The 19890-nt window shown below is 58.4% G+C and carries 24 protein-coding genes; 17 read left to right on the forward strand and 7 right to left on the reverse strand.

What is annotated here, in order from left to right; genetic code table 11:
* The first annotated feature begins 48 nt into the window (after positions 1-48).
* From PSEBG33_RS20765 to recX, 13 genes are all read left to right on the forward strand, one after another.
* Complete coding sequence (locus tag PSEBG33_RS20765) at positions 49-3873, forward strand: phage tail protein (RefSeq protein WP_005785436.1); 3825 nt, start codon at positions 49-51, stop codon at positions 3871-3873.
* Positions 3874-3901: 28 nt separating this feature from the next.
* Entirely contained in the window at positions 3902-4171 is a 270-nt protein-coding gene (locus PSEBG33_RS29250; RefSeq protein WP_146097855.1) for a hypothetical protein, read from the forward strand.
* The gene (locus tag PSEBG33_RS20760; RefSeq protein WP_146097856.1) at positions 4171-4881 is read left to right on the forward strand and encodes a hypothetical protein; all 711 of its coding nucleotides are present in this window, start codon (positions 4171-4173) and stop codon (positions 4879-4881) included. The genes PSEBG33_RS29250 and PSEBG33_RS20760 overlap by 1 nt, the downstream gene beginning before the upstream one ends.
* Before the next feature lie 66 nt (positions 4882-4947).
* Positions 4948-5979: a pyocin knob domain-containing protein gene (locus tag PSEBG33_RS20755; RefSeq protein ID WP_157264119.1), complete on the forward strand. Its 1032-nt coding sequence runs from the start codon at positions 4948-4950 to the stop codon at positions 5977-5979.
* Between the two features lie 2 nt (positions 5980-5981).
* Complete coding sequence (locus PSEBG33_RS26925) at positions 5982-6308, forward strand: hypothetical protein (protein WP_032803292.1); 327 nt, start codon at positions 5982-5984, stop codon at positions 6306-6308.
* A gap of 70 nt (positions 6309-6378) precedes the next feature.
* Positions 6379-7473 (forward strand): hypothetical protein, encoded by a 1095-nt coding sequence (locus PSEBG33_RS20750; protein WP_005785442.1) that lies wholly within the window; start codon positions 6379-6381, stop codon positions 7471-7473.
* Positions 7470-7823 carry a hypothetical protein gene (locus PSEBG33_RS26930; protein ID WP_005785444.1) on the forward strand — a complete coding sequence of 118 codons (354 nt, stop codon included), beginning with the start codon at positions 7470-7472 and terminating at the stop codon, positions 7821-7823. Before PSEBG33_RS20750 ends, PSEBG33_RS26930 begins: the two co-directional genes overlap by 4 nt.
* Positions 7816-8007 (forward strand): hypothetical protein, encoded by a 192-nt coding sequence (locus PSEBG33_RS20745; RefSeq protein WP_005785446.1) that lies wholly within the window; start codon positions 7816-7818, stop codon positions 8005-8007. Before PSEBG33_RS26930 ends, PSEBG33_RS20745 begins: the two co-directional genes overlap by 8 nt.
* Positions 8004-8555 carry a glycoside hydrolase family 19 protein gene (locus PSEBG33_RS20740; protein WP_005785448.1) on the forward strand — a complete coding sequence of 184 codons (552 nt, stop codon included), beginning with the start codon at positions 8004-8006 and terminating at the stop codon, positions 8553-8555. Before PSEBG33_RS20745 ends, PSEBG33_RS20740 begins: the two co-directional genes overlap by 4 nt.
* Positions 8543-9037, forward strand: coding sequence for a lysis system i-spanin subunit Rz (locus PSEBG33_RS20735; RefSeq protein ID WP_005785450.1), 495 nt, complete (start codon positions 8543-8545; stop codon positions 9035-9037). Before PSEBG33_RS20740 ends, PSEBG33_RS20735 begins: the two co-directional genes overlap by 13 nt.
* Before the next feature lie 81 nt (positions 9038-9118).
* A complete protein-coding gene (locus tag PSEBG33_RS20730; protein WP_005785452.1) occupies positions 9119-9619 on the forward strand; it encodes a CinA family protein in 501 nt (166 codons plus the stop codon).
* Positions 9620-9702: 83 nt separating this feature from the next.
* Entirely contained in the window at positions 9703-10761 is a 1059-nt protein-coding gene (recA, locus tag PSEBG33_RS20725; RefSeq protein ID WP_005785454.1) for a recombinase RecA, read from the forward strand.
* 8 nt (positions 10762-10769) lie between these two features.
* Entirely contained in the window at positions 10770-11237 is a 468-nt protein-coding gene (gene recX / locus PSEBG33_RS20720) for a recombination regulator RecX (protein ID WP_005785456.1), read from the forward strand.
* Positions 11238-11299: 62 nt separating this feature from the next.
* Here recX and PSEBG33_RS20715 read toward each other — a convergent pair whose 3' ends face one another.
* Both PSEBG33_RS20715 and PSEBG33_RS20710 read right to left on the reverse strand, forming a co-directional pair.
* Entirely contained in the window at positions 11300-12412 is a 1113-nt protein-coding gene (locus tag PSEBG33_RS20715; RefSeq protein ID WP_005785458.1) for a TIGR00730 family Rossman fold protein, read from the reverse strand.
* A gap of 292 nt (positions 12413-12704) precedes the next feature.
* Positions 12705-13139 carry a PA3611 family quorum-sensing-regulated virulence factor gene (locus tag PSEBG33_RS20710; protein WP_005785460.1) on the reverse strand — a complete coding sequence of 145 codons (435 nt, stop codon included), beginning with the start codon at positions 13137-13139 and terminating at the stop codon, positions 12705-12707.
* Between the two features lie 178 nt (positions 13140-13317).
* Between PSEBG33_RS20710 and PSEBG33_RS20705 the strand changes: the two genes are divergently transcribed.
* The 3 genes from PSEBG33_RS20705 (at position 13318) to PSEBG33_RS20695 (ending at position 15377) form a co-directional block, all read left to right on the forward strand.
* Positions 13318-14037, forward strand: a complete 720-nt coding sequence (locus tag PSEBG33_RS20705; RefSeq protein ID WP_005785462.1) for a tRNA-uridine aminocarboxypropyltransferase — start codon at positions 13318-13320, stop codon at positions 14035-14037.
* 251 nt (positions 14038-14288) lie between these two features.
* Positions 14289-14939 carry a response regulator transcription factor ErdR gene (gene erdR / locus PSEBG33_RS20700; protein ID WP_005785464.1) on the forward strand — a complete coding sequence of 217 codons (651 nt, stop codon included), beginning with the start codon at positions 14289-14291 and terminating at the stop codon, positions 14937-14939.
* Positions 14940-15014: 75 nt separating this feature from the next.
* Positions 15015-15377, forward strand: coding sequence for a diacylglycerol kinase (locus PSEBG33_RS20695; RefSeq protein ID WP_003189051.1), 363 nt, complete (start codon positions 15015-15017; stop codon positions 15375-15377).
* 3 nt (positions 15378-15380) lie between these two features.
* Here the strand turns inward: PSEBG33_RS20695 and PSEBG33_RS20690 are convergent, their stop codons facing one another.
* Entirely contained in the window at positions 15381-16307 is a 927-nt protein-coding gene (locus tag PSEBG33_RS20690; RefSeq protein WP_003189054.1) for a LysR family transcriptional regulator, read from the reverse strand.
* Between the two features lie 125 nt (positions 16308-16432).
* Here PSEBG33_RS20690 and fpr point away from each other — a divergent pair, with 125 nt between their 5' ends.
* The gene (gene fpr / locus PSEBG33_RS20685) at positions 16433-17212 is read left to right on the forward strand and encodes a ferredoxin-NADP reductase (RefSeq protein WP_003189055.1); all 780 of its coding nucleotides are present in this window, start codon (positions 16433-16435) and stop codon (positions 17210-17212) included.
* 128 nt (positions 17213-17340) lie between these two features.
* Here the strand turns inward: fpr and tsaA are convergent, their stop codons facing one another.
* From tsaA to PSEBG33_RS20665, 4 genes are all read right to left on the reverse strand, one after another.
* On the reverse strand, positions 17341-18036 hold the full coding sequence (tsaA, locus tag PSEBG33_RS20680) for a tRNA (N6-threonylcarbamoyladenosine(37)-N6)-methyltransferase TrmO (RefSeq protein ID WP_005785467.1): 696 nt from the start codon (positions 18034-18036) through the stop codon (positions 17341-17343).
* A gap of 3 nt (positions 18037-18039) precedes the next feature.
* A complete protein-coding gene (locus tag PSEBG33_RS20675; protein ID WP_005785469.1) occupies positions 18040-18501 on the reverse strand; it encodes a DUF1456 family protein in 462 nt (153 codons plus the stop codon).
* 68 nt (positions 18502-18569) lie between these two features.
* Positions 18570-19280 carry an rRNA pseudouridine synthase gene (locus tag PSEBG33_RS20670; RefSeq protein ID WP_005785471.1) on the reverse strand — a complete coding sequence of 237 codons (711 nt, stop codon included), beginning with the start codon at positions 19278-19280 and terminating at the stop codon, positions 18570-18572.
* Between the two features lie 71 nt (positions 19281-19351).
* Positions 19352-19825 carry a GNAT family N-acetyltransferase gene (locus tag PSEBG33_RS20665; protein ID WP_005785473.1) on the reverse strand — a complete coding sequence of 158 codons (474 nt, stop codon included), beginning with the start codon at positions 19823-19825 and terminating at the stop codon, positions 19352-19354.
* Positions 19826-19890: the final 65 nt, after the last annotated feature.

Here is a 19890-nt window from a genome sequence, read left to right on the forward strand (position 1 = left end):
TTCAACCAGCCCGCCGCGTGCGGGCTTTATTTCGCCTGAAGGAAAGCCATGACTGACCTCACTCTCGCTGGCAGCAAAGGCGGCGCGTCCAAGCCCCGTCCCTCCGTGGAGGCGCCAGACAGCCTGCAAAGTACGGCCTATGCCCGTATCCTCGATCTCGTCAGCGAAGGCGAGATTGTCGGTTTGAAAAACGATAAGCGCTCGGTGTTTCTCGACGAGACCCCGCTGGCCAACGCCGATGGCAGCCTCAACTTCAGTGGCGTGACCCTCGACACCCGCAATGGCAGCCAGGACCAGTCACACATCCCTGGCTTCCCGGCAGTGGAAAACGAAAGCCCGGTGTCCATCGAGCTGCGCAGCGATCAGCCCTGGACCAAGTCCTACTCCAACCTGCAATTGTCGGCAGTGCGGATACGCCTGGCGGTCACGCGACTGTCGCAGACCAACACCAGCAATGGCGACACCAACGGTTATACAGTGCAGTACGCCATTGACCTGTCTACCGACGGCGGTGCGTTTACAGAGGTGCTGGCCGCCGCGTTCAGCGGTAAAACCACCACCAAGTACGAACGTTCCCACCGCGTTGACTTGCCCCCTGCCAAAGTGGGCTGGGCCCTGCGCGTGCGGCGGATCACACCGAACTCCACCAGTGGCGCGATTGCCGATACCACCACCGTGGAGTCTTCCACTGAGGTGATTGATGCCAAGCTGCGCTACCCGGGCTCGGCGTTGATCGGTCTGCAATTCGATGCCGCGCAATTCCAGTCGATCCCCTCGCGCTCTTTCGAACTGCGTGGGCGAATTATCAAGGTGCCGAGTAACTACGACCCGCAAACCCGTGTGTACAGCGGCGTGTGGGACGGCACGTTCAAATCCGCCTGGACCGACAATCCGGCATGGATTTACTACGATCTGCTGTTGCACCAACGCTATGGCCTGGGCCACCTGCTCAACGCCGGCCAAGTGGACAAGTGGGAGCTGTACCGCATCGGCCAGTACTGCGACCAGCCGGTGTCCGACGGCAAGGGCGGCACCGAACCGCGCTTCACCTGCAACCTGTACCTGTCGGTGCGCGCCGACGCCTTGAAGGTGCTGCAAGACCTGGCGACCACCTTCCGTGGCATGTCCTATTGGGGCGCGGGTTCGGTGATGGCGGTGGCGGACATGCCGGAAGACCCGGTCTACACCTACTCCAACGCCAACGTCATCGGCGGCCAATTCATCTACGGCGGCTCGGCGAAAAAGACCCGCTACACCGTCGCCCTGGTCAGTTGGAATGACCCGACGGATTTCTATCGCCAGAAGGTGCAGTACGTCGACGACGCCGAAGGCATCGCGCGCTATGGCATCCAGCAAACCGAAATCAGTGCCACCGGTTGTACCTCCCAGGCGCAAGCCCAACGCATCGGCAAATGGGCGTTGCTGACCAACCGTCTGGAAACCGAAAGCGTAACCTTCTCGGTTGGCCTCGACGGCACCCTGGCCCGCCCCGGCCAGATCATCCGCGTGGCCGACAACGACCGCGCCGGCCGCCGCATTGGCGGGCGCCTGCGTGCTGCCACACTCGACAGCCTGACCCTGGATGCCGAAGTCACCGCCACTGCCGGCGACACCATCACCCTGGTAATGCCCAACGGCAAGGCGGTGTCCCGGGCGGTCAAGTCCGTCAGCGCCGCAGGTGCGGATGAGCAGTTGGTAGTGCTGCAAACCAGGCTCGACGAACTCCCGCCGGCCCAATCGATCTGGGCTATCGATTCGGCGACCCTGGCTTTGCAACAGTTTCGCGTACTGTCGATATCCGAAGACTTTTCGGATGACGAAATCAAATACAGCCTCAGCGCGGTCAAGCACGTACCGAGCAAATTTGCCGCCATCGACAACGGCGCCAAAATCGACAGCCCGCCGATCACCGTGATCCCGCCGAGCGTGCAAGCAGCACCTACCGGCGTGACGGTCAGCAATGACCATTTCGTCGAGCAAGGCAGTGCGGTCAATGTCATGACCATCGAGTGGCAGCGGGCGGCCAATGCCATCGCCTATGAGGCTTACTGGCGCAAGAACGACGGTGAGTGGGTCTACGCTGGCCGCACGGGCGGCAGTTCTATCGAGGTGTCCGGCATTTATGCCGGGCGTTATGTGGCCAAGGTGCGGGCGATCAACGCGCTGGATATCGGCTCCCTGTATAGCGAGTCCGTGGAGACCGTCCTTAACGGCAAGACCACACTGCCGCCGACCGTGGCAGCGCTGACGACGGAGTCGTTGGTGTTTGCGATCAAGGTCAAATGGCAGATTCCGCAGGGGGTGAGCACAGCGGATTTGCAGCGCACGGAGATCTGGTACGGGAAAACCGCTGATTTGGCGATGGCAACCAAGCTGGGGGATTACGCCTATCCGCAGACCGATTTGACCATGATGGGGCTGGCGGCGGGGACGTCGTTGTTTTTCTGGGCACGGTTGGTGGATCGCACGGGCAATATCGGGCCGTGGTTTCCAAGCGGGTCGGGCGTCAACGGGCAAGCGAGTTCGGATGCGTCGCCGATTCTGGATCTGATCGCAGGGCAAATCAGCGAGACGGAACTGGGCAAGCACTTGCTCGACCGTATCGAGTTGATTGATGGATCTGGCTCGGGTTCGGTCAACGACCGATTGGACAATACCCGTAAAGAACTGCAAGCACTGGTTGATCAAGTCACGGATGCGTTGCTGTACGACGCGGCCAGGGCATATGCCAGTGGCGAGTTTGTACGCCAGGAGAGTCATCTTTACCAGGCTATCCAGGCAGTACCGGCTAACAGCCCACCGCCTAACGCGGCTTATTGGCTGGACATTGGCTCCCTGGTGCAAACCAGCAATGCACTGGCGTTGCAGATCCAGCAGAACAAAACGGCGATTGAGACGGTGGACGGCAAGGTCACCAGTACTGCCCAGAAAACCGACGGGGTGTATGCCCAGGTCAACCCGAAGATGGCAGGTGACGAGCAAACCTCATTCGCGGGCGATGACGTTTCCATGGCTGGCACTTGGTCGGTGATGTCGGCGATTGCCGAGGGTGATATTGCCCAGGCGATGAAGACGGATGCGTTGGAGGTGAGGGTCAATCAGAACCGAGCCAGTATTACCACCGTAGACAGCGCTTCTGCTTCCCGGGATGAAGCCCTTGCCCAGCGGGTTACGCGGCTGGATGCAAGGGTCAGTCAGAACCAGGCCAGTATCACCAACGTAGACAGCGCTTCTGCCTCCCGAGATGAAGCCCTTGGCCAGCGGGTTACGCAGCTGGATGCAAAGGTCAATAACAACTCGGCATCGATCGATACGCGACTGACGACCTTGGCCACTGCGGATAAAACGCTGGCCCAAAGCATTGAAACGGTACAGACCAAAGTTAACCAACAGTCAGTGAGTATCCAGACCAATGCCTCGGCGATTGCGGATACCAATGGGAAGTTGGCGGCGAATTGGTCAGTGCGGATGCAAGTTGCTGCGGGTGGTGGTTATAAGTTCGCCGGTATTGGGTTGGGCATCGAGAATGGTCCAGGTGGGTTGCAAAGTCAGTTTCTGATTTCAGCGGATCAGTTTGCGATTTATAACGAAAATACCCCGGGTAAGCCGACAACGCCCTTCGCAGTCAGGGGGACTGAGACGTTTATCGATAGTGCATTCATTCAGAACGGCACGATCACTAACGCCAAAATTGGTCAGGTTATTCAGTCCAATGATTATCAGCCGGGTGTCCGTGGTTGGAAGCTTGACAAGGCGGGGGGGTTGGAACTTAACGGGGTAGGGGGCGGTGGCCGGATGACCATCAGCAATCAATTGGTTCAAGTGTTTGATGCTAACCAGGTATTGCGTGTTCGATTCGGGATCTGGGGTTAATCACCAACCCATCAACAGGAGAGAGGCTATGGCAGCAGGATTTCAAGCGTTCAATGCACAGGGCGGAGTGCTGGTCGATGTAAATACTCGGCTTGCCCGGGTCATTGGCAGAATAAGCAGCGGCACGGGAGCAGGTTCGTTGGTGGTCGATGCATTTGCCCAAGGTCGTCCTTGGTATATGGTCACACTTGAGGCCGGCATCAATGTTACTGATGGGCCCCAATGCCGTATTTCGCAGAACACCTTGATGTGGAGTGCCTCTGTCAATCCAGGGCTTATTACGTACGGTATTTCATGATGGCTATTGGCTTTCAAGTTTTAAACGATGACCGTAGTGTCCTCCTTGATCAAAACTTTAAAACCTACGGTTTTGTGAGTAAGACAACTCAGGTGAGTACTGCCACCAGCAGTAACCCGGCGTGGGGGCAGTACTTGGATGTCTGGATACCGGATGCCGAGGAAATTGTGGCTGTACGCGCCCAGAATGAAGCTCACTCAGTGTGCCTGGCGAATGTATCGCGCAGTGGCGGCGGTTACATCCAGCGTTACGTCACGGATGGTTCAACGATCGTCAACTTGGATGTATATCGTTTCCGGCCGGGCGTGTCTGCGGGAGGTGCCTTTGGCATGCAGATATTCAATGACCATGGCGAGTTGGTGTATGACGCGACGACGCCTCAGTTAATTGTAAGAGACGTATTGGTCGGAACGGATAATTTTGAGGCGGTGGTCGGCGATCATAATTATGAAGCAGGCAAGAAATATGCAGTTGTGTTTGGAGGCCGATGTGGGCGAAGTTGGCGCACCACGCAATTTACAGGTGGCGGTGGGAACTTTAGGATTAATGAGTATGCGAGCACCAACTTCTTCACTCACGGCCCAGGTAAAATAAATTTCAAGGTCAAATATTATTATTATTTTGGTTATACCAAGCAGCATCAGGTGAAAGAGTTTAATTATCGAGCTGAAGCCTACAGCTACCTCGTAGTAGACGTAAGCGGGATATGACTACGAGAGATAACAAGATAAGGATATTGCTGAGCTTGAAATGGATTTTCAATTTGGAGGTGAAGGATGTCACGACAAGAAATTGATCTCGGTACGCGCCCCAGCGGCGTAGGGGGTGATACTCCGCGTAGCGCTAACTTTAAAATCAACGCAATGACTCAAGAGCTATATAGCCGGATGGATGCACTTGGCTCGGCGGCTTCCGGCATATTGACGACAAGCGCCGATGACCATACTCCAGGCCGAGTCGTTCGCGTGGGCGACTTCGGCGTGGGTGCCTACAATCCCCTCCCGGAAGCAGACCTTGATGGTGTGCGCAAAGCGGGCACCTATTATTCAATATCCGGCTTGCATACCCCCACAGGCCAAAACGGTTGGTTGACCGTCAATGAGGCCGGCGCCGGCTATACCATGCAAGAGTACTTCGTCGTCAACGACGCTTCGAGGTGGGTTCGTGTGGAGGTTGTGGGTGTTTGGCAACCCTGGCAAAAAGTCCTCACCGACGGCCCGGGCCTGGCTTCCACCCAGCAACGGCTGGGTCTCAAGTCGCGTGCCTTCCAGGCCGATGGTGAGCGCCTGCTTGGGCAAAACACCACGGAGGCGGGGAGGGCCAGTGGTTCTCTGGTTTCCTCGCTGACCATCCACACCACCATGCCCTACACCGAGAGCGAGTCACCGTTGATTCGGTGTGTGGGCTGCATAAACGGCTACACGTCGCCATTTACGCTCGACCTGTCCTGGTACTACTACCAAGGCTCGTTCAATTCCGGCGTTGCGCTGTTGAATGCGGCATCCCCGGCCATCGGCAGCGTGCAAAGCGGTGCATCGTTGAAAGTCAGCGTATACCGCCGTCCAGAGACCGGCCTGATGTCCATTTACATCGGTTTTCCCGGAGTGGTCTACCTGCCCCGGTTTGCGATGTACTCAATTCAGACCGGCACCCTTGAAGTGCCTGCAGCCTTTGCATCGAACTGGATCACGGAGGCGGACATCGCACCGCCTACCGCCGGCATGAACATGGGCGCGCTGAATGTCATCACCACTCTGAACACGGCCAACTGCGCAAAGCAGGCCGATGGCTCGATAAAGGCGATTTGAAAATGAGAGCAGTCATTGAACTACGCGGGGCTGAGGGGACTTGTACGGTTGTTCCGTTCAGCAATCAGAAAGTCACCTCGAAGCGAAAGGCTCAAGGTGTCTATGAAGTGCGCGGTACGTTGGGCCTTATCCCGCTGGCGCCTGAAGGAAGTGGGTGGGGCTACAGCATGGGAGTGGGTGAGAAAGAGGTTTCGGCAGTTGTCACGTACTCCCGAAAAATCATGACCGTTAAATTGCAAAAAGATGGGCAACCCTACGAGTTGGTGGGGGCCGTCTCTTTGCATTGTGAAATCGCTGATTCGGCTCCGGTGGTCGTGCCAGTTTTTTGAATAGTTGACTGGCGTTTCCGGTGCCCGCCTTTGTGCGGGCTTTTTATTGAAATGACTATGGAGAGTCCACATGGCACGACAGGAAATCAATATTGGTGCGGCACCCACTGGCGTCGGCGGTGACACACCGCGCAGCGCCAGTATCAAGATCAACGCAATGACCCAGGAGCTGTTCGCCCGCCAGGCTCAGTTGGGCACTGCAGCCACTCAAAACGTGGTGAGCGGCAGCGACGACTTCACCCCAGGGCGGGTGTCAATGATGGGTCATGCGGGCTGGGGTGCCGAGCCCATTTCGAAACAGCCCACCGACGATGCCAACGAACTGCCGCGTGTCAGTGGGTTGTTTCAGTTTGGTAATGGGGGCGCCAACCTCCCCAATCCTTATGTGCAGATCCTGCAGATTGCCAACTCGGGTGGCTATATCTGGCAAACCGCGAAAGCCATGCTGGATGAGTCGGTTTTCACCCGTGGTCGACGGGCTGATGGCCAGTGGACGCCGTGGCGCGCCGAAATCAATACCTCGGTTTTCGCTCTGGGGACTGCGCCAGGCGCGACGCCGGGAGAATTGATGGGACTATCGGCGGCGCAAACCGCTTCGCCCAACAAAGCCAATACCGGCCTGTACAGCTACTACCTACACCCCGACGGTGTGCCGGGCTTTGGTGCGATCAGTGTGCTGTCCCAGGCGTGGGGCCATGACCCGCAATGGCGTGCGCAGTTGTCGATGGCGGTATCGGGGGACGGTATTCACTTCCGCCAGTTCAGTGTCAACCCAGGCGCGGCTGCGCCCAACTGGCGCAGCATTCTTCATAACGGCAACGCGATTTCCGGGGTACTCAACGCTGGCCCTTCGGGTGCCCTGCCGATTAATTCGGGGCTCATCGAGCGCGGTGGTTCGCTTGATAATTGGTACTTCCGCTTTGCCGGCGGTTTGCAAATCTGTCAGCAGCGCTTCACCGGCTACACCGCTGGTGTCACGCGCAACGTTGCATGGCTGGCGGCTTTCGCGGATACGCCTGTGGCGGTGTTCCCCAACATTTACCCGTCGATTGACTGGGACATGTCGGCCAGGTGCTACGGCAATAGTGGTTCCTACTTTTTTATGTCTGACCGGACGCTGAACAATATCGTGACAGTGACGGCAATCGGGAGATGGCACGCATGATTATTCACCATGTTCCTTTTCGGCCTCTTGGCACCGCGACTCCCACGACAGCCTTTGTCGAAGGTGAAATATTGATCCTGAATGACCAGAGGATTGACCTTTCGCTGATCCCTGACGGGATGACCCTGCCGATGTCCGCCATCGGGCATGAATTGTTCGCAGGGCCCGTCAGCCGTCGTAATGGCGAGATCGAATTGACCTTGAAGCTGGCCGTCAACGCGGATGCGCCAGCTTACATGTGGCAGAACGGCAGGCTCCAGGTATCGGCGGGGCCGGTTCCCTTTCCGGTCGAGCCGATTGATCTGCCCACTCACTTAGCCAACCCCGCGGAGGGCTTGAGCGATGTTTGATTTGTCGAAGCTTGAACAAAACCAGACGCCCCAAGACCTCCAGGCACAGGCGGACTCGCGTGAGGCCCTCGCTTATCTGGCGTCTACCGACTGGTACAGTTTGCGGTTCCTTGAAGAGAACACGCCCGTACCCGCAGAGATTCTGGCGGCCAGGGCGGTGGCTCGTGGCAAGGTCATCCCATGACGCTCACGCAACTTCAGCAAGTCTTCCCACGCGCCCGCTCTCTAGCGGGCGTTTTCATATCCTCACTCAACTTGGCAATGCTGAATCGGCAAATCAGCACTCCCCAACGCGCCGCAGCCTTCCTCGCTCAAATCGGTCACGAGTCCGGTGAACTGCACTACGTGCGCGAGCTGGGCAGTGATCAATACCTGAGCAAATACGACACCGGCGTCTTGGCGGCGCGCCTGGGTAACACTCCCGAAGCGGACGCAGATGGACAAAAGTATCGTGGCAGAGGGTTGATCCAGATAACCGGCCGCCGTAATTACCTTGCGTGCAGCCAAGCGCTGTTCGGTGACGATCGCCTGCTGCGACAACCGCAGTTGCTTGAGCAGCCGCAATGGGCCTGCGAATCCGCCGCCTGGTTCTGGCAAAGCAACGGCCTCAACGAGCTCGCCGACAAAGACCAGTTCACCACCATCACCCGGCGTATCAACGGCGGCCTCAACGGTCTGGACGACCGTTTGCAGTTGTGGGCCCGGGCGAAGGCGGTGCTATGCGTTTCCTAGGTGTGTTTCGCTTGATTGGTGTGTGTCTGCTCATGGCGTTGGTCTGGCAGGTACAGGCGTGGCGATACAGGGCGCAGTTGGAGCTGCAATCGGTGGTCCACGCGCAAGCGCTCAGCCAACAAAGCCAGGCAATCCTTCGCCAGCAACAGGCCGAACAGACCAAACGCCTGGCCCTTGAACAACAGCTCTCGACTAGCGACCACCAACACATTCAGGAATTGAACGATGCCCAACGCAACCAAGCGGCTCTGCGCGATCGCCTGGCCACTGCTGATGTGCGGCTGTCAGTCCTTCTCGACAGCGCCGCCACTGGCTGCACAGTGCCTGCCACCTCCGCCGCCGGCAGCATGGTTCATGCAGCCCCGCGAGCCCGACTTGACCCGGCGCATGCTCAGCGAATTATCCGCATCACCGACGACGGCGACAGCGCCCTGATCGCCTTGCGCGCTTGCCAGGCCTATGTGCAGGCCGTCGCGCGTTAGCCTCTTGATGCACTCTGTATCTTGCATGGCCGATAGGCTCCTGTAGGGTAGGCGAACCCCCGCCCACTCCTGGAGACGACCGTGAAGGAAATCACTCAACTGGCTGCTGAACTGGGTCGCCGTTTGCAGGTGCTCAGTGCCCACGTCACCACTGCCGAGTCCTGTACCGGCGGCGGCATTGCCGAGGCCATCACGCGGATCCCGGGCAGTTCGGCCTGGTTCGAGGCGGGCTATGTCACCTATTCCAACCGGCAGAAGACCCGGCAGTTGAACGTGCCGGAAAAACTCTTCTCCAAAGTAGGCGCCGTCAGCCAGGAAGTGGTGGAGGCGATGGCCCGCGGCGCGCAGGAAAAAAGCCTGGCGCGATTTGCCGTGGCGGTCAGCGGTGTGGCCGGCCCCGATGGCGGCTCGCCAGACAAGCCGGTGGGCACCGTTTGGTTGGCCTTTGCAGTGGGCGACGAGGTGACAGCCGAGCTTGCGCACTTCCCCGGCAACCGCGACGAGGTGCGCCGACAAACGGTAAAAGCCGCACTGGAGGGCTTGTTGCGACGAGCTGCAGCAGAAATCGAGAAACAGGGGTAGGCGATCACCGATCTTTGTGGAACAATACTGTCTACTTATACAGGTGTTGGCCGTCAGGCCTTATTGATTACGTGAGGACTTTAATGGACGACAACAAGAAGAAAGCCTTGGCTGCGGCCCTGGGTCAGATCGAACGTCAATTCGGCAAGGGTGCCGTAATGCGTATGGGCGATCACGACCGTCAGGCGATCCCGGCTATTTCCACTGGCTCTCTGGGTCTGGACATCGCGCTCGGCATTGGCGGCCTGCCAAAAGGCCGTATCGTTGAAATCTACGGTCCTGAATCTTCCGGTAAGACCACCCTGACCCTGTCGGTGATTGCCCAGGCACAAAAGATGGGCGCCACCTGCGCGTTCGTCGACGCCGAGCACGCCCTGGATCCTGAGTACGCCGGCAAGCTGGGCGTCAACGTCGATGACCTGCTGGTTTCCCAGCCGGACACCGGCGAGCAAGCCCTGGAAATCACCGACATGCTGGTGCGCTCCAACGCCATCGACGTGATCGTGGTCGACTCCGTGGCTGCCCTGGTACCCAAGGCTGAAATCGAAGGCGAAATGGGTGACATGCACGTGGGCCTGCAAGCCCGCCTGATGTCCCAGGCGCTGCGTAAAATCACCGGTAACATCAAAAACGCCAACTGCCTGGTGATCTTCATCAACCAGATCCGCATGAAGATCGGCGTGATGTTCGGCAGCCCGGAAACCACCACCGGTGGTAACGCGCTGAAGTTCTACGCTTCGGTCCGTCTGGATATCCGCCGTACTGGCGCGGTGAAGGAAGGTGACGAGGTTGTCGGTAGCGAAACTCGCGTCAAGGTTGTGAAGAACAAAGTGGCCCCGCCATTCCGTCAGGCTGAGTTCCAGATTCTCTACGGCAAGGGTATCTACCTGAACGGCGAGATGATCGACCTGGGTGTACTGCACGGTTTCGTCGAGAAGTCCGGTGCCTGGTATGCCTATAACGGCAGCAAGATCGGTCAGGGCAAGGCCAACTCGGCCAAGTTCCTGGCGGACAACCCGGATATCGCTGCCACGCTTGAGAAGCAGATTCGCGACAAGCTGCTGACCCCGGCGCCGGACGTGAAAGCTGCCGCTAACCGCGAGCCGGTTGACGAGATGGAAGAAGCCGACACTGACATCTGAAGCAAACGATGACTGTTGTACTGGATACACTCGTTGCCGTTCGGCGCACTGCAATGGACCTGCTCGCTCGCCGCGAGCATGGCCGAGTCGAGCTGACGCGTAAATTGCGTCAGCGCGGCGCAGAGCCTGAGATGATCGAAACAGCCCTCGACCGTTTGACAGAAGAAGGGCTGTTGTCGGAAGCCCGTTACCTTGAAAGTTTTGTGTCCTATCGAGCGCGCTCCGGTTACGGCCCTGCGCGGATTCGTGAAGAGCTGAGCCAGCGTGGTCTGCAACGTGCCGATATCGACCTTGCCCTGCGTGAGTGCGGTATCAACTGGCAGTCGCAGTTGGAAGACACTTGGCGCCGCAAGTTTGCGGGGCACCTTCCGATTGACGCCAGGGAGCGTGCGAAGCAAGGGCGCTTTCTGAGCTATCGCGGGTTTTCGATGGACATGATCAGCCGCTTGTTGAGCGGCCGCGATATGGACGACTGAACGCCCCAAAACGAAAAGGCCCACTATGAAAATAGTGGGCCTTTTTTTTCGCCTGCAAAAAACTACGCCGGCAGTGATGTCACGCGTTGCTGCGTCTTGCCTTGGGCCTGTGCCCAGTTTTCCGGCAGGTTGATGTAATCCACCAATTCACGCAGTCGCCCCTGGTCGCGGCCATTGAAGTTGAACACCAGGCGGGTCAAGTGACTGAACCTTGGTTCGTCATGGTCTTCGCCTGTATAGGCGAGTTGTTGAAACTCGCCACTGAGCCGCAGGCTGGCAAACTCTTGCTGCAAATGGGCCAGAGCACGCTCACTGAGAGGATGGTTCATGCGCACCACAAACTCGCGTTTCAACCAACGGGTGGAGTGGAAGTTAGCATAGAACTGGTTGATTTCATCCACTGCTTCTTCGGCGCTGTAGACCAGGCGTATCAGCTTGAGGTCAGTGGGCAGGATATAGCGGTTGGCTTCCAACTGGCTGCGGATAAAGTCCAGGGCACCTTGCCAGAACCCGCCGCCCGGCGCATCCAGCAACACCACTGGCACCAGCGGGCTCTTGCCAGTCTGGATCAGGGTCAGTACTTCCAAAGCCTCGTCCAGGGTGCCGAAACCGCCTGGGCACAACACCAGCGCGTCGGCTTCCTTGACGAAGAACAGCTTGCGAGTAAAGAAGAAGTGGAATGACAGCAGGTTTTCGGTGCCATCGATGGTGGGGTTGGCGTGCTGTTCAAAGGGTAGCGTGATATTGAACCCCAGGCTGTGCGCCAGGCCCGCGCCTTCGTGGGCTGCCGCCATGATGCCGCCGCCACCGCCGGTGATCACCATCAGGTCGGAGCGCGCCAATGCTGCACCCACCTCTCGGGCCAGCGCATACAGTGGGCTTTCCACAGGTGTACGTGCTGAGCCGAACACCGTCACCTTGCGCCGGTCCTTGAATTGTTCGAGTACGCGAAATGCATGGTCCAATTCACGAATGGCGCGCAGGGTGATCTTGGCATTCCAGCGATCCCGGTCGTCCTGGGCCATGCGCAGAACGGTAAGGATCATGTCGCGATAAAGGGGGATATTCGGGCTGTTGGGGGCGATCAACTGGATTTGCGCGTCGACCTGCTGCGTGAGGTCGGTCCCGTTTTCTTCAAAATGACGAAGCAACTGATCATTGGATTCATAAGGCATTCAACTTCTCCTTCTTTACAGGGCCGGATAGTCGACGAGAGCGTCGTCGGGGCCACGACACTGCATGTGTCGTTGCATGCCACAGGAGGGCAGGCCGCTTATGCCCTGAAAGTGTTACTGAACAGCATTGAAATAGCTGTGGGCGGGCGTATGGGATGGCTTGATCATGGGCCGAAAAACCCTTGGCTGGCAACCGCTTATTGGTTACGCATCAGAGCGTTCAGTCGTTGGCAGAAAACGGATCGAAGGATTGCGCGCCGCTGGACAGCCGCGCGCGAGGGTTTAGCAGTGGTTACTTTTTCTTCTTTGTCGGAGCCGGGCAATCGGCTTCAACGAACTTGACCGAAGCCACGGGGCGGTTGGTCTTGTTCTCGGTGATTTCGTAGCGCATTACAGCACCCTTTGCCATCAGTTCGCGGTAGCCTGGGTTGGTGCAGACGCTGCGGCCGAGCTGGAAATACACAGCCTTGGGGTTGGCACGCATCTGTTCGGCACGATCAGGCTGAACGCTGAGGTGATCAATCAGCTGCATACCTTCAACGGTGTAGGCCACTTCCAGGGTCTTTTCATCAATTTCCCGGGGCAGGTCCTTGTTGCTTTCGGCCGCGACGCTTTGCAGCTTCCTGTTCATTTGAGCCTCCAGCAGCGAAGCCGCGTGGGCGCCCATAGGCAAGACCAACGCTATGGCGAGGGATGGGGCAACAAGGCGCAGCATGGAACGCAGCATGAAACTCTCCTGATTCGGTTACTGGTGCATAGACCAGCCACTGCGCTGTGCGTTCAGTGGCGCGCAATTATAGGTGAGCCCTTGCCACTACAGCCAGGCGTATCGCTGGTAAACTTCGGGACTTCTGTTTTTCACGAGTTTCTTCCGTGTCGATTCCCTTTTCTTCGCCGCGTGCCCGATGAGCCACGCCGTTTCCCGTTTGCGTGCTCAGCGTCTGGCGCGTGCCGTCAGGCCGTTTCTTAATCGTGGTTCCCGAGCTGAGCGTTGCTCCGGCTGTCGGGTAATTCCCGAGTACTGCTTATGTGCCTGGCGGCCCCAGGTACAAGCCAAGTCGGCCATGTGCCTGTTGATGCATGACGTTGAGCCGATGAAACCCAGCAACACGGGTTGGCTGATCGCTGATGTCATACACGACACCACTGCATTCGCCTGGTCGCGCACCGAAGTCGACCCCGATTTGCTCAGATTGTTGGCCGATCCGCAGTGGCAGCCATATATTGTCTTCCCCGGTGAATTCGTGGCACCGGAACGGGTGGTCAGTGAAGTGCGCATGGAGGAGGGCAAGCGCCCGCTGTTCATCCTGCTGGACGGCACCTGGAGCGAAGCGCGCAAGATGTTTCGCAAAAGTCCCTACCTTGAGCATTTGCCGGTCCTGAGCCTGGCCCCTGAGCAGTTATCGCGCTACAAACTGCGGCGTTCCAAGCGTGATGACCATTTCTGCACCGCCGAGGTGGCGGCACTGTGTCTGGAGTTGGCCGAAGACGTGGCCGCCAGCGAAGTGCTGGATGCCTATCTCGATGTATTCAGCACCCATTACCTGGCTGCCAAGTTCCAAATGCCGCTGGACCCGACGGACGTTGTGCATACTCGCCTTGCACCCTACATCCCGGCGGTATAACCAGACGACGTTTGCATGATGGCACCGTAAACCTGCAACCCGCTAAAATGCCCGCGGGCGTAGTGCTTGACCCTCCAGGCTACGCTGGTCATGCTGGGCGCCGATTGGGGCGCAACCGTGAATGCCTGACGTCGTTTCAAGTGCTTTTGACGTTGAGCAAGCCCTGTGGCGATAGCTGCCAGGCCGTCGCCTTGTGTATTGGTGAGCCCTGAACCATCAGGGCTGCCATAAAAAACAGGATCATTTAACCAATGGCCACATACGAAATCCTGATAGCCGATGACCATCCGCTGTTTCGCAGCGCTCTGCATCAGGCAGTCACCCTGGGGCTTGGCCCTGATGTTCGCCTGGTCGAAGTGGCCAGCATCGCCGAACTGGAAGCTCGTCTCACCGAAAAATCCGACTGGGACCTGGTGCTGCTCGACCTGAACATGCCCGGTGCCTACGGCTTTTCCGGGCTGGTGCTGCTGCGCGGGCAATACCCGCAGATCCCCGTGGTGATGGTCTCGGCCCAGGAAGAAGCCGACGTGGTGGTGCGCTCCAAGGAGTTTGGCGCCAGTGGCTTCATTCCCAAGTCCAGCGCGATGGAAGAGATCCAGAAAGCCGTGCGCGCGGTATTGGACGGCGATGTGTCCTGGCCGCCCCAGGCGTTTGAACAAATCAACGTGTCCGACGAAGCCAAGGCCGCCCGCGATGGCCTGGCCAGTCTCACCCCCCAGCAGTTCCGGGTGCTGACCATGGTCTGCGAAGGTTTGCTGAACAAGCAGATTGCCTACGAATTGAGCGTGTCGGAAGCAACCATCAAGGCCCATGTCACGGCGATTTTCCGTAAGCTGGGGGTGCGTACCCGGACCCAGGCGGCGTTGCTTTTGCAACAACTTGAGTCAATCTCGCAACATTAAGTTACAGCCACTTCACGCTTTTTTGACTTTGCGTGATCTAGCTTCCCCACTTCTTTGGTTCAGTTGCCTACATCTATGTCGCCTTTCAAGGGTCAAACCGGTATCAAACGTATCTTCAATGCAGGGGGTTATTCCCTGGATGGTCTGCGCGCAGCTTTCACCGGCGAGGCGGCGTTCCGTCAGTTGGTGTTGTTGAACGTCATCCTGATCCCTTTGAGCTTTTTCCTGCAGGTCAGCCGGGTCGAGCGGGCACTGCTGATTGCGGTGTGCCTGCTGGCGTTGATTGTCGAGTTGCTCAACTCTGCGGTAGAAGCGGCCATTGACCGTATTTCCCTGGACCGCCACCCGCTGTCGAAAAACGCCAAGGACATGGGCAGCGCCGCGCAATTTGTGGCACTGACCATGATCACCCTGGTGTGGGCTGTGATTCTGATCTGACGATCAGGCGATACTCGGCAGTACGATCTCGTCGCTGCGCTGCACCCCAGCGGTGAAGGCGCGGCACAGTTCGAGAAACTCGCGCATCGCCGAGGTCTGGTATTTCTGCTTATGCCAGATGAAGTAGAACTGCCGGGCCAGGTCCAGGTCCGGGGTTTCCACCGGTACCAGGCTGCCGCGGCGGAACGCGTCGCGCAGCGCCAGCCGCGAAATGCAGCCGATCCCCAACCCCGACTCCACTGCCCGCTTGATCGCCTCGGTGTGTTCCAGTTCCAGACGGATATTCAGCGCGCTGCGATGATGGCGCATGGCCTGGTCAAACGTCAGGCGCGTGCCCGAGCCTTGTTCGCGCAGGATCCACGCTTCGTGGGTCAATTCGTCCATGGTGGCCACGCCACGCTTGGCCAAATGATGCTGCGGCGCACAGAACACCACCAGCTCATCTTCTACCCACGTCTGCACCTCGATATCCGGGTGGCTGCAGTCGCCCTCAATTAGACCCAGGTCAATTTCGTAGTGCGCTACCTGATGCACGATATGTGCAGTGTTCTGCACATGGAGTTTCACCTGGCTTTCGGGATGCTGCTGCATAAAGCTGCCAATCAGCAGCGTCGCCAAGTAATTGCCGATGGTCAGGGTCGCGCCGACCGCCAAGGAGCCGAAGCCGGACTTGCCGTTGAGCAGGTCCTCGATCTCTTTGGCCTGGTCCAGCAGTGCAACCGCCTGGGGCAATAGCTGGTGACCGAGGGCGTTGAGACTCAGGCGTTTGCCGGCGCGGTCGAACAATTGGCAGCTGGATTGACGCTCCAGCTCGGTGATCGACGTGCTGGCGGCGGATTGAGATAAGGCCAGAAGGCCAGCAGCGCGAGAGACGCTTTCCTGCTGGGCGACGGCGACGAAAACTTGCAGTTGACGGAGAGTAAATCGCATATCGATATAACCGATAACCCTTATCTTAATAATCCAGTTAACAGATATTGTCGCCGCCATTAGAATGCTGTGCAATTGCGCATCCTTACCTTTGGCGCAGACCCATTTCCAGGAGTCCCCCGTACATGAGCAACATGAACCACGAGCGTGTCCTCAGTGTTCATCACTGGAACGACACTCTGTTCAGCTTCAAGTGCACCCGCGATCCGGGCCTGCGCTTCGAGAACGGTCAGTTCGTGATGATCGGCCTGCAACAGCCCAACGGCCGCCCGCTCATGCGCGCTTACTCGATTGCCAGCCCGAACTGGGAAGAGCATCTGGAATTCTTCAGCATCAAGGTGCCGGATGGCCCGCTGACTTCCCAATTGCAGCACTTGAAGGAAGGCGACGAGATCATCATCAGCAAAAAACCGACGGGCACCCTGGTGCTTGACGATTTGAAGCCGGGCAAACACCTGTACCTGCTCAGCACCGGCACTGGCCTCGCGCCATTTATGAGCGTGATCCAGGATCCGGAGACCTATGAGCGTTTCGAAAAAGTGATCCTGTGCCACGGCGTGCGTTACGTCAACGAAGTTGCCTATCGCGAATTCATCACCGAGCACCTGCCGCAGAACGAATTCTTCGGCGAGGCCCTGCGTGACAAGTTGATCTACTACCCGACCGTGACCCGCGAGCCGTTCGAAAACGAAGGCCGCCTGACCGACCTGATGCGCAGTGGCAAGCTGTTCAGCGATATCGGCCTGCCGCCGATCAACCCCGAGGACGACCGCGCCATGCTGTGCGGCAGCCCAAGCATGTTGGATGAGACCAGCGAAGTGCTGAACAGCTTCGGCCTGAAGGTTTCGCCACGGATGCGTGAGCCGGGTGATTACCTGATCGAGCGTGCGTTCGTCGAGAAGTAATACCGCGTCAGTAAGCAGATCAAAATGTGGGAGGGGGCTTGCCCCCGATGGCGGAGTGTCAGTCACTGCATCTGGTGACTGACCCACTGCTATCGGGAGCAAGCCCCCTTCCGCATTCAGTCTCCGGTTTATCCGGCGGGAACCACTTCCAGCACACAAATCATCCCGGGTTCCGGGTAGTGCCAGCGCACATCCACATCCCAGAATTGCGCACCGTATTCCCGTTCCGACGTAGGAACCTGATACGCCGGCCGCGGATCCTGCGCCAAACACTGCTCAATCAGTTCCACCAACGGCTCGCCGAGGCGTTGAGCGTGGCCTTGCGCCTGTTGCAGCGCCGTCTTCAGCCACTGCACCGCAATCAGTTGCGGCGCGCTGCTGGCGATGCTGTTGGTAGCGCTGTCGACAATGTCGGCATAGGGCACATATGGCTTGATATCCAGCACCGGCGTGCCATCGAGCAAGTCGATCCCGGAAATCCACAGTCGCCCCGGTTCCACCTTGTCCAGCTTGACCACCGATTGGCCAATGCCGTTGGGTCGATGGGTTGCACGGGTGGCAAACACGCCCATGGACGTATTGCCGCCCAGGCGTGGCGGGCGCACTTTCAGGCGTGGCTTGTCTTCAAGGGCCTGATGAAACAGGAACAGCAACCACACATGGCTGACCTGTTCCAGCCCCTGCACCGCCTCGCCCTGGTCGAACGGCGCCACCAACTCCAGTACGCCACGGGCAGCCGGTGCCAGTTGCGGTTGGCGCGGGATGGCGAACTTCTCCTTGAAGCAGGAGCGTACGAAACCGACGGGCGAGACCTGGTAACTCATGGCTTAGGCACGGACCCGCAAGGTCAAGCCCTTGAGGAAGTTACGCAGCAACTGATCACCACAGGTGCGGTAGTTGGTATGGCCGAACTTGCGGAACAGCGCGCTCAGCTCTGGCTTGGACACCGGGAACTCCGCTGCCTTGAGGATGGCATGCATGTCGTCTTCCTTGAGTTCGAAGGCCACGCGCAGCTTTTTCAGGATGATGTTGTTGGTCACCGGCGTTTCGATCGGCTGCGGTGGACGGCTTTCGTCCTTGCCGCGCTTGAAGATGACCAAGCCATCGAGGAAGTGAGCCATGACTTCATCCGGGCAGAACACGAAGCCTTCTTCCTCATCTTTCTTGAGGTAGGTCAGCAGGTCTTCCTTGGTCACGTCCATGCCGCCGAGCTTGATGATCTCGACCATCTTGTTGTCGCTGATGTCGAGCATGTAGCGCACGCTGCGCAGTACGTCGTTGTGAATCATGGTGAGCAATCCTGCTATTGAACTGATGACGCCGCCCAATCAGACGGTGTCGGGAAAAGGGGAACGGCTTAGAACTTCTCTTTGCCGGACAGGTAGCGCCATTGGCCCACTGGCACCTTGCCAATGGACACACCGCCGATGCGGATGCGGCGGATGGCGATGACTTTCAGGCCAACGGCTTCGCAGAACAGTGCGATCACGCCGGGTTGCGGGTTTTTCATCGCAAAGCGCAGGCGGTTTTCGTTCTGCCAGCTGGCTTTCACGGCGGGCAGTTCCTTACCTTTGTAGGTCAGGCCGTGGTTCAGGCGGTTGAGGCCGTGGGCAACCATGTCGCCTTCGACTTCTACTACGTATTCCTGCTCGATCTTGGCGGCATCGGCGGTCAACTTGCGCAGAATCTTCCAGTCCTGGGTGAACACCAGCAAGCCGCTGGCCTTGGCTTGCAAGTCGGCGCTGGCGGTCAGGCGCAGGAAATGCCCCTTGAGCGGGCGCTTGCTGAAGCGGTGTTCTTCAGACAAGGTTTCGGCGCTGATCGTGGCCATGGCGGTTTCAGCGTCCATACCTGCCGGCGCGTGCAACAGAATGGTCACCGGCTCTGGCGGGGTGGCTTTGGCCTCTGGGTCCAGCTCGACTTTTTCGGTTGTGACCTTGAACTGCGGCTCGTCGATCACTTCGCCGTCCACCGAGACCCAGCCGCCTTCGATAAACAGCTCAGCCTCCCGACGGGAGCAACCGACCAGTTCGATAAGGCGTTTGGAGAGGCGTATGGGGTCAGTCATGACAAGGGCCGTAACAAAAGGGGGCGGCTATTGTACCTGCCTGGCGCCGGTTAATCCCGAGCCCATTTCATTTAGCCCTGGCGCGCCTGTTGTTGCAGCTGGCGCAAACGCATATGCAGCAACGGGTAAGGCTGCCCAAGGCCATCATGCTCCGTGCGTCCGATCACCTCGAAGCCCTGCTTGAGGTAAAAGCCCAGCGCCTGGGGGTTCTGCTCGTTGACGTCCAGTTCCTCGGCGTTCAGGTGTTCGATGGCATAGCCCAGCAATTGCCGGCCCAGGCCCTGGCCACGGTGTTGCGGGTCGATAAACAGCATTTCCACCTTGCCGGCCACCACCCCGGCGAACCCGGTGATGCGCTGGCGCGAGTCCTTGGTGCAGATCAGCATCACCGCATCCAGGTAGCGGGTCAGCACCAGGTTTTTCAACAGGTCGATATAGCTGTCCGGCAGGAAGTCGTGGGTGGCGCGTACCGAGGCTTCCCAGATCTGCGCCAGGCGCGGGTAGTCGCTGGATTTAGGCGTATGGATGACCGAATGCTGTCGCATGACCGCTGCCTCTTGGCGTTATTGGCGCTGATGAGCAAAACGATAGACCTAAAAAAGCCCCGCAT

The sequence above is a fragment of the Pseudomonas synxantha BG33R genome, from assembly GCF_000263715.2.
GTDB classification, from domain to species: Bacteria; Pseudomonadota; Gammaproteobacteria; order Pseudomonadales; family Pseudomonadaceae; genus Aquipseudomonas; species Aquipseudomonas synxantha_A.

Coding starts and splice junctions, on each gene's coding strand:
- PSEBG33_RS20755 (WP_157264119.1), top strand. CDS start 4,948: ATGTCACGACAAGAAATTGATCTCGGTACGCGCCCCAGCGGCGTAGGG.
- PSEBG33_RS20765 (WP_005785436.1), top strand. CDS start 49: ATGACTGACCTCACTCTCGCTGGCAGCAAAGGCGGCGCGTCCAAGCCC.
- PSEBG33_RS20750 (WP_005785442.1), top strand. CDS start 6,379: ATGGCACGACAGGAAATCAATATTGGTGCGGCACCCACTGGCGTCGGC.
- erdR (WP_005785464.1), top strand. CDS start 14,289: ATGGCCACATACGAAATCCTGATAGCCGATGACCATCCGCTGTTTCGC.
- PSEBG33_RS26925 (WP_032803292.1), top strand. CDS start 5,982: ATGAGAGCAGTCATTGAACTACGCGGGGCTGAGGGGACTTGTACGGTT.
- PSEBG33_RS20695 (WP_003189051.1), top strand. CDS start 15,015: ATGTCGCCTTTCAAGGGTCAAACCGGTATCAAACGTATCTTCAATGCA.
- PSEBG33_RS20670 (WP_005785471.1), bottom strand. CDS start 19,280: ATGACTGACCCCATACGCCTCTCCAAACGCCTTATCGAACTGGTCGGT.
- PSEBG33_RS20675 (WP_005785469.1), bottom strand. CDS start 18,501: ATGATTCACAACGACGTACTGCGCAGCGTGCGCTACATGCTCGACATC.
- PSEBG33_RS20690 (WP_003189054.1), bottom strand. CDS start 16,307: ATGCGATTTACTCTCCGTCAACTGCAAGTTTTCGTCGCCGTCGCCCAG.
- recX (WP_005785456.1), top strand. CDS start 10,770: ATGACTGTTGTACTGGATACACTCGTTGCCGTTCGGCGCACTGCAATG.
- recA (WP_005785454.1), top strand. CDS start 9,703: ATGGACGACAACAAGAAGAAAGCCTTGGCTGCGGCCCTGGGTCAGATC.
- fpr (WP_003189055.1), top strand. CDS start 16,433: ATGAGCAACATGAACCACGAGCGTGTCCTCAGTGTTCATCACTGGAAC.
- PSEBG33_RS26930 (WP_005785444.1), top strand. CDS start 7,470: ATGATTATTCACCATGTTCCTTTTCGGCCTCTTGGCACCGCGACTCCC.
- PSEBG33_RS20715 (WP_005785458.1), bottom strand. CDS start 12,412: ATGCCTTATGAATCCAATGATCAGTTGCTTCGTCATTTTGAAGAAAAC.
- PSEBG33_RS20740 (WP_005785448.1), top strand. CDS start 8,004: ATGACGCTCACGCAACTTCAGCAAGTCTTCCCACGCGCCCGCTCTCTA.
- PSEBG33_RS20735 (WP_005785450.1), top strand. CDS start 8,543: ATGCGTTTCCTAGGTGTGTTTCGCTTGATTGGTGTGTGTCTGCTCATG.
- PSEBG33_RS29250 (WP_146097855.1), top strand. CDS start 3,902: ATGGCAGCAGGATTTCAAGCGTTCAATGCACAGGGCGGAGTGCTGGTC.
- PSEBG33_RS20745 (WP_005785446.1), top strand. CDS start 7,816: ATGTTTGATTTGTCGAAGCTTGAACAAAACCAGACGCCCCAAGACCTC.
- PSEBG33_RS20710 (WP_005785460.1), bottom strand. CDS start 13,139: ATGCTGCGTTCCATGCTGCGCCTTGTTGCCCCATCCCTCGCCATAGCG.
- PSEBG33_RS20760 (WP_146097856.1), top strand. CDS start 4,171: ATGGCTATTGGCTTTCAAGTTTTAAACGATGACCGTAGTGTCCTCCTT.
- tsaA (WP_005785467.1), bottom strand. CDS start 18,036: ATGAGTTACCAGGTCTCGCCCGTCGGTTTCGTACGCTCCTGCTTCAAG.
- PSEBG33_RS20665 (WP_005785473.1), bottom strand. CDS start 19,825: ATGCGACAGCATTCGGTCATCCATACGCCTAAATCCAGCGACTACCCG.
- PSEBG33_RS20705 (WP_005785462.1), top strand. CDS start 13,318: ATGAGCCACGCCGTTTCCCGTTTGCGTGCTCAGCGTCTGGCGCGTGCC.